15 protein-coding genes are annotated in these 15,101 nt (G+C 50.3%); 14 read left to right on the top strand and 1 reads right to left on the bottom strand.

What is annotated here, in order from left to right; genetic code table 11:
• Window positions 1-15 precede the first annotated feature (15 nt).
• From A9G06_RS19205 to A9G06_RS22510, 13 genes are all read left to right on the top strand, one after another.
• The gene (locus tag A9G06_RS19205) at window positions 16-705 is read left to right on the top strand and encodes an EscR/YscR/HrcR family type III secretion system export apparatus protein (protein WP_069556272.1); all 690 of its coding nucleotides are present in this window, start codon (window positions 16-18) and stop codon (window positions 703-705) included.
• Between the two features lies 1 nt (window position 706).
• Entirely contained in the window at window positions 707-1,390 is a 684-nt protein-coding gene (locus A9G06_RS19200) for a type III secretion system apparatus protein VscT2 (RefSeq protein WP_069556271.1), read from the top strand.
• Between the two features lies 1 nt (window position 1,391).
• Window positions 1,392-1,637 carry a hypothetical protein gene (locus A9G06_RS19195; protein ID WP_069556270.1) on the top strand — a complete coding sequence of 82 codons (246 nt, stop codon included), beginning with the start codon at window positions 1,392-1,394 and terminating at the stop codon, window positions 1,635-1,637.
• Window positions 1,627-3,105, top strand: coding sequence for a secretin N-terminal domain-containing protein (locus A9G06_RS19190; protein ID WP_069556269.1), 1,479 nt, complete (start codon window positions 1,627-1,629; stop codon window positions 3,103-3,105). The genes A9G06_RS19195 and A9G06_RS19190 overlap by 11 nt, the downstream gene beginning before the upstream one ends.
• The gene (vscN2, locus tag A9G06_RS19185) at window positions 3,102-4,367 is read left to right on the top strand and encodes a type III secretion system ATPase VscN2 (RefSeq protein WP_216093226.1); all 1,266 of its coding nucleotides are present in this window, start codon (window positions 3,102-3,104) and stop codon (window positions 4,365-4,367) included. Before A9G06_RS19190 ends, vscN2 begins: the two co-directional genes overlap by 4 nt.
• Window positions 4,321-4,722 (top strand): hypothetical protein, encoded by a 402-nt coding sequence (locus A9G06_RS19180; RefSeq protein ID WP_069556268.1) that lies wholly within the window; start codon window positions 4,321-4,323, stop codon window positions 4,720-4,722. Before vscN2 ends, A9G06_RS19180 begins: the two co-directional genes overlap by 47 nt.
• Window positions 4,722-5,336, top strand: a complete 615-nt coding sequence (locus A9G06_RS22125) for a hypothetical protein (protein WP_139126297.1) — start codon at window positions 4,722-4,724, stop codon at window positions 5,334-5,336. Before A9G06_RS19180 ends, A9G06_RS22125 begins: the two co-directional genes overlap by 1 nt.
• Window positions 5,323-5,556, top strand: a complete 234-nt coding sequence (locus A9G06_RS19175; RefSeq protein WP_069556267.1) for a flagellar biosynthetic protein FliQ — start codon at window positions 5,323-5,325, stop codon at window positions 5,554-5,556. The genes A9G06_RS22125 and A9G06_RS19175 overlap by 14 nt, the downstream gene beginning before the upstream one ends.
• Window positions 5,557-5,598: 42 nt before the next feature.
• Window positions 5,599-5,973 (top strand): hypothetical protein, encoded by a 375-nt coding sequence (locus tag A9G06_RS19170; protein WP_069556266.1) that lies wholly within the window; start codon window positions 5,599-5,601, stop codon window positions 5,971-5,973.
• 153 nt (window positions 5,974-6,126) lie between these two features.
• The gene (locus tag A9G06_RS22120) at window positions 6,127-6,990 is read left to right on the top strand and encodes a hypothetical protein (protein ID WP_139126296.1); all 864 of its coding nucleotides are present in this window, start codon (window positions 6,127-6,129) and stop codon (window positions 6,988-6,990) included.
• 942 nt (window positions 6,991-7,932) lie between these two features.
• Complete coding sequence (locus A9G06_RS22520; RefSeq protein WP_290439014.1) at window positions 7,933-8,271, top strand: hypothetical protein; 339 nt, start codon at window positions 7,933-7,935, stop codon at window positions 8,269-8,271.
• Complete coding sequence (locus A9G06_RS22515) at window positions 8,252-8,494, top strand: hypothetical protein (protein ID WP_290439013.1); 243 nt, start codon at window positions 8,252-8,254, stop codon at window positions 8,492-8,494. Before A9G06_RS22520 ends, A9G06_RS22515 begins: the two co-directional genes overlap by 20 nt.
• Window positions 8,495-8,500: 6 nt before the next feature.
• On the top strand, window positions 8,501-8,728 hold the full coding sequence (locus A9G06_RS22510) for a protein-tyrosine phosphatase family protein (RefSeq protein ID WP_290439012.1): 228 nt from the start codon (window positions 8,501-8,503) through the stop codon (window positions 8,726-8,728).
• A 507-nt stretch (window positions 8,729-9,235) separates the two neighbouring features.
• Here the strand turns inward: A9G06_RS22510 and A9G06_RS19160 are convergent.
• Complete coding sequence (locus tag A9G06_RS19160; protein ID WP_069556265.1) at window positions 9,236-10,444, bottom strand: tyrosine-type recombinase/integrase; 1,209 nt, start codon at window positions 10,442-10,444, stop codon at window positions 9,236-9,238.
• A gap of 705 nt (window positions 10,445-11,149) precedes the next feature.
• On the opposite strand from A9G06_RS19160, the gene A9G06_RS19155 reads away from it, so the two are divergent.
• Window positions 11,150-15,025 (top strand): DEAD/DEAH box helicase, encoded by a 3,876-nt coding sequence (locus A9G06_RS19155; protein ID WP_069556264.1) that lies wholly within the window; start codon window positions 11,150-11,152, stop codon window positions 15,023-15,025.
• Window positions 15,026-15,101: the final 76 nt, after the last annotated feature.

Raw genomic sequence — 15,101 nt, 5'->3', positions numbered from 1 at the left:
TCATTCGGTATAACTATGATAGATCTATTGAATCCGGACAATGCCTTTTCAGGTGCCAACTTAATTGTATTGTTGGTATTGGCATTGATATCGACGGTTCTGTTTATTTGTTTTTCGGGGTTCGTCAAGTACAACATTGTTTTAAATATCATCAAAAATGCGGTAGGAACACAACAAATACCACCTTCTATCGTTGTGAATTTACTCGCAGCATTGATGGCATTGAACAGTATCTGGCCTGATATAACGCCTGGTTTAGAGAGAATTAAACCGTATTTCTCTGAACAACAAGAGGAGCGGCAATTTCAGCTGGACATTCAGGAAATACAAAATAAAGAGCAGCCTAAAAATATAACCATGTACTACTTAGTCGCTCATTTGTTTGAATTCTTTCCTGAGTTGCTAGAGCGGGCAAAAAATAACACAGATACACTGATGGGCCTGATGGAACTCCCTCTCAACTTTGACAGCAACGCAGACACGTTTAAATTTTTCCTTGGCAATTTAATACTGGATATGTATCAAGGTTTCGAAATGGGGCTGAAGCTCTATATGGTGTTTGTGAGCATAGATTTTTTGATCGCAGTGATATTGAGTGGTGTAGGGATGACGATGCTTTCTCCAACCGTGATTTCCACTCCCATAAAGCTTGCTATTTTTTACTTTTCTGACAGTTGGACTATGTTGTTTAGGGCGATGGGTTAGTATGGAGGCTCTGCTATTCCCCCATTGGATACTGTTTGCTGGGCTTTTCCTTTTTTTGAAAGTCTATGAGCCGACGCGTCTCTATTTAGATAATACCTGTTGTTTGGCAATCTCTATTGTTTGTGCGATGTTTTTGGACCACCAAGAGGTCTTGAATGACCTTCAATTTGGCTGGGTGATTGCAGTTGTGATGTTTGCTTTTTTGATTTCGGTCCCCTACCTGTTAGGGGGCATGGTCGGCAGTGTCATTCAGCAGTTGCTACTACTGAATGAACAGTCAGTGCAAGATAAGCGCTTTACGGACGAGTCAGAATCATTGGCGAAACTGAGCAGTTTGTTGTTTGTGTACTACGCGTTAGCTGATGGTGCTTTGTTTCGTCCGTTTTTGCAATTGCTCAATGCGCCGGCATCAATTAGCTTGCATACCGATTTTGCGTATTTGTTCTTTTTAATCACGGACAGCTTGGTGGTTTTGATGGTGGTGTCTTGCAAATACATTGTGCTTATGATCTCAGTCACCGTCTGTTGTGGTTATGTTGATCTGTTTTTTAAAAAAGCCTCCTTATCCCAGTTTGTTACTCCCAACATGAAAGCGGGGTTGGTGGTGATCTTGTTAAACCTCTGGTTTTTAAATGACCAGTTCTATGTCTTTAAACTGTTAATGCAAAAGGTGGGGTATCAATAATATGCAAGTACAAGGCCTTGGCCAATTAAGAAGTGCATTTGAAGAAACATCTGATTTTGAGACATTTACTCATGAACTCGCTCAAACCAAGGGCTGCTCAGGGGGTGATGAAACGGGTAACTCGGGTGAGGTTCTTGGCGAGGATGAAGTAGTAGAAATGATTCTAGAACAGACAATCATTAATAATACTATCCGTCAAATGAAACAATCCGAGCAACAGTTAGAAGAAATTTTAAATGAAACTTAAAATATTTTTTTGTGTACTTTGTCTTCTATCAGGAAGTGTCTATGCCAACGTTTTTATCAAACAGCGAGATATGAACGTCGAGCAAGCGTTGAATGCTATCGCTAAAGATATGAACCTGAAATTAGTGAATACATTAGAGGGTGAGATCGGAAGACAAGTGGTTTCACGCCCTCTCTCTGGGGAAGGGAAAAAACTACTTTCAGAACTCTCGCAAGTCTACGACTTTGATTGGTATATATACGGTGGCACGCTGCGTGTACAGTATGTTCAAGACTATATAAATTATTCATACCGCCCAAAGAATATTCAACCAGCTGACTTGCTGTTTGAGTTAAAACGTACATTTATTACCAGCTCGACAGTCAAGATAATAAGCGTTGAGCGCGATCACTCTGTGCTGCTTTCCGGTTCCAGGGAATTTGTCAATGATGCAGCTAGTTATGCAGCCATGGTAGACAAAAACGAGTTTCTCGAAAATGAGAATGACCTCGAACTTGCCAGGATAAAGTTTGATTACTTGTCCGTTGTTGACAGAAGCATTGCAACCTTTAATGGGGCAGTGAATTTCCCTGGTGCGCAGTCTCTAATTGCTTCCGCGATCACGAACATTGGCCAATTTGAAAACGTTAGCGACCAACAGGCGCTAGAAAAAGCGTATAAGGTCAAACTCAAGGATGGTGACAAGCAATCACTTGATGAGGAAGAAAAAACGTCTAAAGTGCAAGTAATCCCCTCTGCTAATGCGCTCTTAATTCGTGGAACCCCTGCTGAAGTGAAACTGGCAAAACGTATTGCAGCTCTTATTGATATCAAGAGTCAGCAACTGCTATTTTCTCTTAAAGTCTATGACGTGGCGGTTGACAGAGATGAAACTCTTGGCCCAGATAGTACCCTTCTTAACGGTACTCAAGGCATCTACGACGTTGTTTCCGCTCCGTTTAGTGAAACCAAAACTTTCCTTGAGGGGTTTCAAGCGACTACTACTAATGGGATGGCTCGTGGTGTCTATGAGACAAACCTATTGACCCTGGAAAACCAACAAGGTCATTTTGGTCGTAAGGAAACAGCAACCATCAGTCTGATCTCAGAGAAACAAGTAGATACAAAAGAGATTGACGCGGATAACAGTGTTTATGTCACTGGTCGCTTGCTCCCCTCCGGGCGAGTTCAGGCAAAGGTTGAATATAGAGAAGAAAGCCTAGATGATGAAGATGATGATGATGATGAATCCAGTCAGTCGATTTCCCCTCCGAGGGTAAGCTCTCAATCTCTAGAGTCGGAAGTATATATTAAACCGGATCAAACAGTTATTCTAGGTGGTTTTGATAATACAGTTACACAATCTACAGAAGTGGGAGTCCCTGTTCTATCAAGCATTCCATTATTAGGATTGTTATTCAAAAATACCCATGAAACCAAACGAAAATACAAACGGTATATTTCGATTTCTTTTCAGGTGATTGAGTGATAATTAAGCGCTACTTTAAAGTGAAAGAATCTTGCCAAGACACGGTAACCTTTCATGCAACTATCGATACCTTTGTCGGCCAAGAGTGCTTTATTCATACTGTCGACGGGCAGAGAATACGCGGGGAAGTGGTCAAGGTGCTCGGTCATAGGGTGGAAATTAAGCTCCTGCAACCTGGATCCGTGATGCGAGGTGGGAAAATTGAGATTACGCCAAATCGTTTTTGTTTTCCACTAAACGAGCAGGCATTAGTCGGCAAAGTGATCAACTGCTATGGGCAAACATTATATGGTCAAAATTATCTAGATCAGCCTGGAGACTATGTGGACTTGCCTATCGCTATTGAGCCTATTCCATTAGCAATACGGGCACCGATAAAGGATGTATTCCCAACAAAATTGAAGATTATCGATGGCCTGTTCACCATTGGCGAAGGCCAACGTCTTGGGTTATTTGCCCCCGCTGGCGCAGGCAAAACGACGACAGTGTCGATCATGGCCAACAATATGGACGCTGATGTGGTTATTTTCGCAATGATAGGCGAACGGGCTCGTGAAGTGGTGGAATTTCTTGAAGGAGAAATCGGACCTGAGGTGATCCAAAAATCCATCACCATTGTCTCGACGTCTGAAGCGAACCCATTGGAAAAAGTCCGCTCTGGACTGGTCGCTGTTTCGGTTGCGCGGCATTTTATGGAACAAGGGAAAAAAGTTGTTCTGTACTTCGACTCGTTGACACGTTTTGCCCGCGCACAGGCAATGCTCGATGGCACGCCGATTGACGGCGGCATTCCCATTGGTGTCTCCTTAGCTTTGTCGCGTTTAGTTGAAAGTTGTGGTAACTCAATTCGAGGCTCTGTAACCGGAATTTTCACTGTGCTGATTGAGAAGGAAATTGATAATGATCCGATTGCTCATGAAGTGAAGTCATTGATTGATGGTCACTTGGTGTATTCTACAACCATTGCATCAACCGGTCGTTATCCGGCGATTGATGTACTGAAAAGCAAAAGTCGTCTGCAAAATAAAGTCCAGGAAGCAAAGTTCGTTCGCATGTCCGAAGCAATTAAAGATATGGTGTATCGCTATTTTAATGTTGAGCTATTAATCCGAGTCGGTGAGTACGAAAAAGGCAACGATTTAGAAACTGATGAGGCGATTGAGCGTTATCCCCGTATCATAGAATTTCTGAAGCAGGGATTTGATGGGGTGGAGTATGAAGAAACCCTCGAAGCAATGGGTCGAATTTGGTCAGATTATTGATATAATTGATATTCGCATCGGCAAGCAGCAACGTAAGCTCATCAAACTAAAAAAAGATCAACAAGCACTGTTCGCTCAAATTCATGCACTATGGGAACAGATTGAACAAGAGCAAAATGTACTTAAGACCCTCAAGATGCTAGATGAAAAAAACGCATTGGAACGTCTTTTTTTGCGACGAGAAGATTGCAAATCTCAGATTGAGTCGTTCTATTTTGATGTTTCTATTAAGCAACAACAAAGTGAAGTATTAGCTCTGGAAATAGAAGCCACCGAAGCGGAGAAAAGACAGTTGGAAAAGCGAAAAGATGCACTAGGTGAACTGCGTGAACTGATCAGAGATGAGAAGGCATAATGGAAGTTACTCCGGCAACGCTGTCACTTAACACGCTGGGTGAACACAGTGACTTTGAAGCAGAAGTTGAGTCGGTTACTGACGCCATAAATGATGAACCATGTCGTGATGATCATAAGGTTAATCGGCTAGTGGAAAGACGGCGCTTGGTCAAAGAGGTTGCTCAAGCACAATCATTCGGTCGCCATCGGCAGAAGAAATGCTTCTTAGGGCGGGGCTCGTCAGGCAAGCTTGATGTAAATAAATATCGTCAATGCGATGCCCCCGAACAACAAAATCAGCCATCAGGTTACAACTTTGGCTTCTTTCAGAGACGCTCGTGGGGTACCAGCACTGACGGTCAGCCTTTCACGCTAAAAGGTCCAATAGTCACAGTACAAATGAACCCCGCAGCAGTGGGCTTAGCTGAACGGGTGCGGAGATGGCATGTTGAAGTACAGCAAACAGCCGTCTATGTAGCAGCGGTAAGCCCTTTTGCAGCGAGCGCTCGCTTGTTTCATTATGAACATAAACTCAAAAGTTATCGTGTGTTATACCAAGGCAAATATTACCATTTTGAATTTGAAGGGGAAGAGATGAAAGAGTACTGTGAGCTAGAATATGACCGTACTTGATGTCACTGCCGCTTGTTTGGAAATCGTGAAAGATGCAGTCATTATTTTTTCGCTCAGTTTTGTCATCACCGGCGTGTTAGTTGGTCTGTTGCAGACAGTATTAAGTGTGCAAGACCCAGGTTTACCCATGGTGTCAAAACTTGTGGTATTCATGGTCCTGCTGACGCAAATGGGCGGCAGTATCTACGAACAATTTCATATGCTGTTTCGACAGTTATGAATATTGTAATAACGAAAGCTTTATATTATTGGAGGGAAGTTTTTGAAACAATTAAAAGAAATCGTCTTCAAATCTTTGGTGGATAATTTGGGAGTTGACCCTGCATTGCTGTCCCGGGTTGAAGCAGATCAACCTATCACCATTGAACTGACGGGGGGGGAGGATATTTATGTGTACTTTCAGGGTAATACCTTACAGACCTATATTGAGATCCCCTTTAAAGACCGCAGGGTTCTCCCGTTGAAAGCTTCAAAATTCATGGAGGCTCTGGCGAATGATGAGCATTTTTTTATGAATGTTCAGAAAGATAAGGTTATTGTATTTGCGGAGTTAGGTGAAGATATAATGGGTCTTGAACAAAAATTGTCTGGTACACTTGACAAATTCAATACGTTAGCGCATCAGTTTAGGATTTAGATTGGATAGCCTACTTACGGAAATGATAATTTATTATACGATGTTTATTGCGTAAAGGTTATCTGATGATAATAGTATCATTCACCTTAATGATTAAAAAGAAGGTTTATAATGAGAGTTACAGCATCTCAAAGTCCCATATCTAATGAAGGGATGATCACTGATTCCAAAATTAGCTTTAATGTCAAAGGTGTTACCAATTCTGGAAATAAAGCGAAATTTGTCGATAAATTAAAAAGCATGATGCTTTTTTTGAAAACTATGTTATTGGGGGGGGCAAAGAAGGCTCAACCGGCTTCCACTGACCCGGTGATAAGACCTGGTACTAATGAAGTTACTGAAATGAAGGCTGCTAGCAACCCGTCTATAACAACGGCGGCTGAACCTGTCGATCAAGACGGGAGCTCTTCTATCCCAGAGAGTCTTCAACCAGCGGCTGGGCCTGTCGATCAAGACGGGAGCTCTTCTATCCCAGAGAGTCTTCAACCAGCGGCTGAACCTGTCGATCAAGACGGGAGCTCTTCTATCCCAGAGAGTCTTCAACCAGCGGCTGAGCAAAGTGAGCCTTCAGCTCTTTCTTTCAAGGAAAGAGCATTAATTGTAGATCGCTCTCTGAAGAATGGTCCAAAGACCCCCGCTGAGTTTCGGGCTAGAGAAACGGCAAGACGACATGAGAATAAACTAAAGCAATTAGTTCACAGTCAATCCGCACCTAGTTTGTTGGCACCAAGTAAGAGCTCTATTTCGATAACCCCCGGGGTAATTCCACCGCCGCCGCCGCCACCGCCACCGAGAGTTGAGGCTCATTCTGGAGTAAGAAAAACTTGGGATAAAGTCGATACGAGTGGTGTAAGTTCACGCAACCCAAATGCAAGCACTATGTCTGCAAAAGCATATATCGATAAAATCGACAGTAACCAAAAAAATGTAATGGAAAATATTAAAGAAGAGTTAGCGAGAAATGTGGTTTTTCTGAGTCGAAGGCCGGCTATCGAAGGCAGTGAGTTGGATGATTGATTATAAAGATGATTGATTCATTGTCCTGTAAGCCAACACTCATTTCATAACAATGAAAATCTGGGCTGATTTACTAAGGTCCAGATTTTTTTCGTTATTTCACACGGGTGGAATTTTGTATGTTCTATCTAGCCTGGCATTTGAGTCTTGATGATTTGCAATCGGTGTTGCTTACTATATCAGCCAATAATACATAATTATAATGGCCTTAGATGAACGTAATGCTAGACTCCGTTTGTAATCTTCTACTCGCTGCTTCTATTTTTTTATAAAGAAGCGTTTTTTCCCTGCACTATCAAGTTGATGCTATTTTACCGTCTTAATATATTGTAATTCCAATTCCAATTCCAATTCCAATTCCAATTCCAATTCCAATTCCAATTCCAATTCCAATTCCAATTCCAATTCCAAGTCTGAGGATGAGCTGTTCATGCAGTGGTAGATAGTCTAGTTTATTGGCTTGGTTAATATGTAAAATCCAAGCTGAGTGTTTTTAAATGAACTGACCATGCATCTGAGTTTTTAAGGTGCATATCTATTATGCTCACGGCTGACTGATAATATTAGAGGTAATCATGAAATTAAATTTATACCAGCTTCAGCAACAGGTAACCAACCCTGTTAATCAAAATCGTGGTGACATGGTCGGCAAGTTGAGATATGAGGTGGCGGCCAGTAGTCAGTTTAAGGCTTTATCTGTCTCCAATGAGGCTTCGCGTGAAGAGATTCACCCAAGGTCAGGATGCACCGCCGTTGCCGCCACGTCGTGCTCCGCCCCTTCCTCCGCGTAATGCCGGCCCGGCACTGGCCCAGCAGCATGAACGATTGATGAGTGCCACACCCAGAATGGTGACCCCTGCAGCGGTTGATCCTTACGGGGCGCAGACGAAGCGGGAACTGAGCAGCAGGCTGGCCGGTTTACAGCAATAGCTGCAACCCTCGGTGCAACCTGATCGTTATCTGCAAAGCAGCGATGGCAGTCAGCTCAACCGCTTCAACGACATTCGTGCCAACAAGGTGACCGCCGTGCGACCTGACCTCAACGCCAACTATGTGCAGGTCGGAACCCATCGCTCCATTGCTTGCCAGTACCCGCTCGACAGTCAGCTGGAGAGTCATCTGCATATGTTGTTCGACAACCGGACGCCGGTACTGGCGGTTTGGCTTCCGCCAACGAAATCGCCAATCCCCAGTTCAAGATGCCCGACGATTTTCGTCAGAGCGGCCAATATGGGTGGTATCGGTAAAGTCCGATCACAAGATGAGTGTCGACCTGGGTGATGGCATTCAGGCCGATGCTTATCAGATGGCACTGACCATGCCCGGCTCTGGCAAGAAGGGGATCCAGGTGCCCGTGGTTCATGTCAGCAACTGGCACGATAAAACGGCCGTCAGCGCCGAGGTGACTGAGCGGCTGTCAGTCCTGCTGGAGCAAAATGCGCAAGCGAAGCGCACCATTTATGAGAAGGCGGGCAGTTCGGCGGTGGGGGATGAGAACAAATAGCTACCGGTGGTTCATTGCCGCACCGGGGTGGGGCGTATTGCTCAGGTGATCGGTGCCATGGCGATGCATGATCCGGGCAATACTCAGCTGAGCATGGAGGATGTACTCAGCAGCATGCGAACCAGCCGCAATGGCGTTATGGTGCAAAAAAAGAAGCAATTGAAGGTATTGATGACCCTGGCTCAGCATCAGCAGCGCCCATTGCTTGTACAACCGTTGCTTCCAACTAAATGATGAGCAAATCAAATCACAGCTGTCATCTGGTTAACTATTAACAATGAGGTTTGTAACCGGATAGCTCTGTATTTGGGCCAGAACTATGAAAAGCTCAAGTACTCTCCAGTTGAGATTGTAGTGATGTGATGGATGCCCCTCTCAGTGCGGTCAGTTTCATACTTAGGCTGACTGCGTTCAACTTGGAGGGAGCAGCACATGAACACTATCAAAGTAGTTGGAATCGATATTGCCAAGTCTGTTTTTCAGGTGTGTATGGATGGCTGATGGTTCTGTTGCCTGGAATCGTAAAATATGTAGCTCGCCATTCAATATTTGCTACAGAAGGATACCGGAGGTCGTGCCGGTACTTGATAAAATAGAGGGGAGATCAAAACCAGAGGTGGATAAAGCGGAACAAATAGTTTGTTCGGTTTTGGCAAGATGTATAATCTTATTCGGCGGCTGCATAGTATATTAGGCAAAACTGAAAGATAGAAAGAAGCGGCCTACCATAGGCCGTCTCTTTTATTCGGTTAGACAATTACATGCAACAAAATTCGCCCATGCATCCATCATCGGACGTCGCAGATCCAGCAAGTCTGTGCGATGGTAAGCAGCTTCTACCTTGTTTTGTACCGTGTGAGCTAATGCTCGTTCAGCAAGATCCCGTGCATAGCCTTGCTCGCTGCACCAGTCCCGAAAACTCGAACGAAAGCCATGTGCCGTTGCCAGACGGCCAGGAGTAGAGCTTGGCGCCTTTTTCCGTCGCAAAAATGTCGTTAGTACCATATCTGATAGGGGGACTTGATCCCGTGGCGAAGGGAAGACCAATTCATTATGCAATCCCTGTAATCCCATCAGTATCTCAACAGCTCGAAGAGATAACGGGACGCGATGCATTTGTTTGGCCTTCATTCGTTCTGCTGGCAAGGTCCAGACCTTTGCTTCCAGGTCTACCTCTGACCATTTCATTGCCCTCACTTCACCTGAGCGGCAAGCCGTCAGGATCAAGAATTCCAGCATTAAGCGGGTCACATCGTAACGTTGCGTTGTCCTCAGATGCTGCTGAACAAAGGCAGGAATATCACGCCAGGGCATCGCTGGCTGATGCTCGGTACGTACGGCTTTACTGGGTTGTAGTGGGAGTAAGTGATTGACCACATCAACGGGGTTTGCTTGGCAGTGGCCGTGCGCCCAGCCCCAAGCCATTACCGCATGCAACCGTTGTTTCACACGGCTGGCAGTTTCAGGGATGTCCAACCAGATCGGCATTAAGACCTCAGCGATCTGTGCTGGAGTGATGGCAGAGATAGAGTACTGGCCAATCATGGGGAATGCATACTGCTCGAGCGTCGAGATCCACTGTTTGCCGTGTTTGGGGTTTTTCCATCCAGATAGCAGTTTGGAATGAACTTCCCGAGCAGCAGCCTCGAAAGTTGGGATAGCGGGTTTGCTCTCTTCAGCACGTTTGAGTTCGAGTGGATCAAGACCATTGGCGAGTTGCTCTCGCATCTTCTGTCCTTGCTTGGTGGCATCGGCTATCGATATCTCGGGGTAGGATCCAAGCCCTGCATTTCGGCGTTTTCCGGTTACTGGGCTGACATAACGAAGCACCCAGTTGCCACGACCTTTCGCCGTTGAGGGATGAAGTGCAAGGCCTGTTACGCCACCATGTGCAACCGCTTTGTCACCCGGCTTGAGATTACGTGCTTTGGTATCGGTAAGAAGTGCCATAGGGAAGATTCCTTGAGAATGTGGCATGCCATGGACTATGCCATCCATTGTGCCATTTAGAGCGGGGTAGTGTCATTTATAGTCGGACGATGTTGGACTAACTTGCCTGTAAGACATTGATTATAATTGGATGTATAGGATGTGGCTGGCTTTGTCTGGACTTGATTCAGGCGGGCTGTCTCTCCGCCACATACCAAGCCCAGCCTGTTGAACAGGTTGGGCTTTTTCTTTATGCACCTTCTTCTTTATGTAACCACGGTATGGATGCGATGACCTGTTTACTGTGTCGTGGCAGGAGATAGGTGGCCACCTGACGTGAGGTGACATGTTCGCCTGATACTTGGAGCGGGTATCCATTATTGCGGCCTGTTCCGGGTGAGCTGGGTGGTTGGGGATGACTTATTTGGCGCGAAATCATGGTTTTTTGCCGCTAAAAATTGAAACCGTTTTCAGAAATCCTTTTCAACTGTGATCCGCTTCAAAGCTTTTTCGGGCGCTAACCTCTAGCATTGGCTCCACGAATTAGGGGCTAGCGCTCCCGATTTTCCCGCTGTGGGAGGTAACCGGATGATCCGGCTATTTCCTTCGTTACTTTCGACGGTCATCATGGATGGCCGTTTTTTTTTGAGTTATTTCACGGTAAAGGGTCGAGCCGCTGGAGCTTTACCGTTAAAATTCCGCTTTTGCACTTGCCCGTGAGTCTTGATGTCTGCGTCCACCCTCTCTTCGGATAGTTATGCCCTGCTCGCCACCCTGCAATTGCAGCGCGTTGCCAGTACCCGTTTGCTGCAAGAACAACTGGCGATAGGCCATGCCCTGATCGATAAACTGACCCGACTGCAGAATGCGGGGCTGGTCAGATTGCGCGGGGAGCAGCAGTGGAGCCTGACCGCCGAGGGGACGCTGGCGCTGATCCTGGGGGTGCGTGCCGGTCTCTGCCCGGCGCCGGACTGGAGCCGGGTGCCCTCATTAACCGGGCAGGATCTCACCCATGCGGTGGTGCGCGAGCTCTGCCGCGGCAAAGCGGGGGAGATCCCCGCCTATTTCTCGGCCAGCGATCTGCTGACCCTGCTCGATACCCCGGACGCTCACCAGTTGCTGGCGGGCTCCAGCCCCTCCTGGCAGCAACTGCTGCTGGAGCACTTCTCGCTGCAACTCTTGCTCGATGCCCCCTATGAAGAGCGCTGGCCGCTGGCCAATGCGCTGGTGCGCTGTGCCCCCGAGGTGCAGGCCCGGGCCAAAGCGTTCGAGGCGGAGTGGCGCTGGCTCTGTGGGGATGGCGAGAGCACATCGCCAACCGGCGAGGACAAGGATGCCGCCCCCGGCTGGCCAGCCCTGCAGGCGCTGGCCCAGCAGAGCCAGAGCGGCCCGCTTGGCGAGCGGCTGCTCACCGCGCTGGGTCAGTGGCAGGCAACCGATGAGGGCGAGGCGGGCCAGTGGCCCCGTTCATTCAGCGCCCTGCTCTGGCTTGGCTGGTTGCAGCAGGCCGATCCCGTCATCGCCAGCGAACAGCGCAAGAAGTGGCAGCGCAGCCTGACTGGCCAGTTCCCCCTGCTTGCCGACCTGCTCAGTCAGTGGGCGGGCGATCGCCACGGTCAGGCGGTTGGCTTGTTCGATACCCTGCAACTGCCGGTGGAGGAGCTCCACTGGGGCTATCTCTGGCTCGATCTCTGCGCGCTGGCCCGTCACGGTGCCCAGAGCCCGCAGGTGGCCATGTTGCACAAGTGGGATCTCTCCCATCTGCTCGATGCCGAGCCCCATCATCGCCTGATGGCATTTTGTCAGGATCTGCTGCGTATCTTGTTGGGCGAGGTGGCCAAAGGGGCGCCCTTGTGCCAACTGCGCGGCAGTGAGGAGAGTGCGCAAGAGGGCAGTGACGAGCAGGATGATGACGGGGACGAGGACAAAACCGCGGCCTCTGCCAGCTGGCTCAACTGGTTGCAGGGGCTGGGACGCTCCAGTGGCGTACGAAAGCCGCAAGAGCGGTTGGTGTGGCTGCTCCATGCCGACGGCCCCGAGCTGGAGTGCAAGATCCAGAAGCTGAGTACCAAGGGGGAGTGGACCGCCGGTCGCCGGGTCGATCCGGCCCTGCTCTCTACCCAGTATGCCGCCATGCTCGATGAGCATGACTGGGCACTGGTTCGCACCCTGCCACGGGTGATGGGACGGCTGCCGCGGGATGTCTGGGCGCCGCTGGCCGATCACCCCCGCTTGTTCAACGCCAAGGGGCAGAAGCTGCAACTGGCCATCAGCGCCCCCCTGCTGCAGGTGGTGGCCACCGAGCAGGGAATGAGCGCGCAGCTCTGCCCCGATGCGGCCGCCCGCGGGGCCCATATCATGCCGCTGGCGCAGGATCTGTGGCAACTGATCCTCACCCCGCAGCCGCTGCTCGACCGCTTGCCAGCGCTCGAATCCATCCCGCTGCTGCCCGCCGAGGGGCTGGCCGAGCTGCAACGCACCCTGGACGCCATTCCCGAGCTGCCCTGGCACAGTCAGGTTGCGGGGCTTAGCGGCAACGCCGAACTGGCTCCCTGGCCGGGCATTCCTTCGGTGCAACTGGATTGGCAGGATGGTCAGCTGTCGGTCAAGCTGGTGACCCGATTTGAGGATCTGCCGCCCCAGCCCCTTGGCAAGGGGGAGTCGATCGTGCGGCAGGGGATCAAGGCGTACCACTACTGGCAGCGGGATCTCGGGGCCGAGAAGGGGCAGGCCCAGTTGCTGCGCAATCAATTGCCCATCGGCCTGCCCGGCAGCGAGTGGCTGCTGCAGGGGGAACAGGCGCTGGCGCTGGTCAATGTCCTGCCCGAGCTGGTGGATGCCGGTGTGGTCATTCACTGGCATCAGGACAGCGCTCGCCTCAAGAGCCTCGATGAAGCGGCTCTGAGCCTGCGCATCGAGCGGCGGCAGGACTGGTTCCAGGTCGAAGGGGCACTGGCGCTTGATGAGCACCAGATCCTCGATCTGCGCCTTATTCTGCGCCAGATGACCCCGGGGCAGCGTACCGTTCAGCTCGACGAGAAGACCAGCCTGATGCTGAGCGACAAGCTGGTGGAACGGCTCACCATGCTGGGGGCCATGCTCGATGAAGAGCAGCGGATAAACAACAAGCTGGCCTATCCGCTCACTCGTCTGCTCTCGGTCATTACCACCGAAGGGGATGCAGCGTGGCAATCCCTTCAGCAGGAGTGGCAGCAGGAGGTGTCCTGCCCGCCCGAGCTGCTTACCTCCCTGCGGGACTATCAGAAAGAGGGTGTGCGCTGGATGGCGACCCTGGCCCATCACGGTTTTGGTGCCTGTCTGGCCGATGACATGGGTCTGGGCAAGACGCTGCAGGCGCTTATCGTGCTGCGGATGCGCCAGCACCTTGGCCCTGCCCTAGTAGTGGTGCCCAAGTCAGTGGTCACCAACTGGCAGGAGGAGGTGGCCCGTTTCGCTCCCGAGCTGGATGTGGTGGTGTTCGAGAACCCGGCCGAGCGGGAGGGGATCATTCGCGAGGCCAAGGCCGGTCAGGTGATCCTCATCAACTACGGCATGCTTGGCAGCCTGGCGGAGGCGCTCAAGTCCCGCCGCTGGTCTTCCATGGTGCTTGATGAGGCGCAGCAGATCAAAAACGCCGGTACCCAGCGCGCCAAGCTGTTGTTCCAGCTCGACGGCGATTTTCGCCTCGCCCTCTCCGGCACCCCCATCGAGAACCATCTGGGGGAGCTGTGGAGCCTCTTTACCTTTATCAACCCGGGGCTGCTCGGCAGCCTTGGCGAGTTCAAGCGTCGCTTTGGCAAGGCGGTCAAGGATCCCCAGCACATGGCGCTGCTGCGGGCGGTGATCAGCCCCTTTATCCTGCGCCGTCTCAAGCAGCAGGTGCTGACCGAGCTGCCGGACAAGACCGAGATCATCCACCACATCAGCCTCTCCCCCGAAGAGCGCCAGCTCTACGAGGCGACCCGGCGGGAAGTGGTGCAGCAGGTGCAGAGCGCCGATGGCCGCGCCTTGATGCATGTGCTGAGTGGCCTGACCCGGCTGCGCCGTCTCTGCTGCTCGCCGGAGCTGGTGATGCCCGAGTGGTCGCAGACCAGCAGCAAGCTGGACGAGGCGATGGCCCTACTGGAAGAGGCGATCGACGGCGGTCATCGGGTGCTGGTGTTCAGCCAGTTTGTCGATCTGCTGAGCCTGCTGCGTGCCCGCATCGAGCAGAAATCCTGGGACTACTGCTATCTGGATGGGGGCTGCTCTGCCAAGTCCCGTCAGGACTCCATCCTGCGTTTTCGTCATGAGGAGGTGCCGCTGTTTCTCATCAGCCTCAAGGCGGGGGGCACCGGCCTCAACCTCACCCAGGCCGATACCGTGCTGCACCTCGATCCCTGGTGGAACCCGGCGGTGGAAGATCAGGCGAGCGATCGGGCGCACCGGATGGGGCAGACCCAGCCGGTGACCGTGTACCGGCTGGTGTGCGAGCAGACGGTGGAGGAGAAGATCGTCGCTCTGCATGACGAGAAGCGGGCGCTGGCCGATGGCCTGCTGAGCGGCCAGTCCGAGGTGCGCGGGCTGGATGTGGAGAGCCTGCGGGCCCTGCTGATGGGCTGATTGGCGACGCCACCTTTCATACCGCCTATCGATACAGAAAAGGGGAGAACATCCAGGATGTTCTCCCCTTTCTTAT

This window comes from Aeromonas sp. DNP9, from assembly GCF_001728955.1.
GTDB lineage: Bacteria > Pseudomonadota > Gammaproteobacteria > Enterobacterales > Aeromonadaceae > Aeromonas > Aeromonas veronii.
This window is presented reverse-complemented; position numbering and strand designations above follow the sequence as displayed.

Bases quoted from the DNA above. Each gene is read 5' to 3' on its own strand.
- A9G06_RS19205 (WP_069556272.1), top strand. From the start codon at position 16: ATGATAGATCTATTGAATCCGGACAATGCCTTTTCAGGTGCCAACTTA.
- A9G06_RS19200 (WP_069556271.1), top strand. From the start codon at position 707: ATGGAGGCTCTGCTATTCCCCCATTGGATACTGTTTGCTGGGCTTTTC.
- A9G06_RS19195 (WP_069556270.1), top strand. From the start codon at position 1,392: ATGCAAGTACAAGGCCTTGGCCAATTAAGAAGTGCATTTGAAGAAACA.
- A9G06_RS19190 (WP_069556269.1), top strand. From the start codon at position 1,627: ATGAAACTTAAAATATTTTTTTGTGTACTTTGTCTTCTATCAGGAAGT.
- A9G06_RS19180 (WP_069556268.1), top strand. From the start codon at position 4,321: ATGAAGAAACCCTCGAAGCAATGGGTCGAATTTGGTCAGATTATTGAT.
- A9G06_RS22125 (WP_139126297.1), top strand. From the start codon at position 4,722: ATGGAAGTTACTCCGGCAACGCTGTCACTTAACACGCTGGGTGAACAC.
- A9G06_RS19175 (WP_069556267.1), top strand. From the start codon at position 5,323: ATGACCGTACTTGATGTCACTGCCGCTTGTTTGGAAATCGTGAAAGAT.
- A9G06_RS22120 (WP_139126296.1), top strand. From the start codon at position 6,127: ATGATCACTGATTCCAAAATTAGCTTTAATGTCAAAGGTGTTACCAAT.
- A9G06_RS22515 (WP_290439013.1), top strand. From the start codon at position 8,252: ATGAGTGTCGACCTGGGTGATGGCATTCAGGCCGATGCTTATCAGATG.
- A9G06_RS19160 (WP_069556265.1), bottom strand. From the start codon at position 10,444: ATGGCACTTCTTACCGATACCAAAGCACGTAATCTCAAGCCGGGTGAC.
- A9G06_RS19155 (WP_069556264.1), top strand. From the start codon at position 11,150: ATGTCTGCGTCCACCCTCTCTTCGGATAGTTATGCCCTGCTCGCCACC.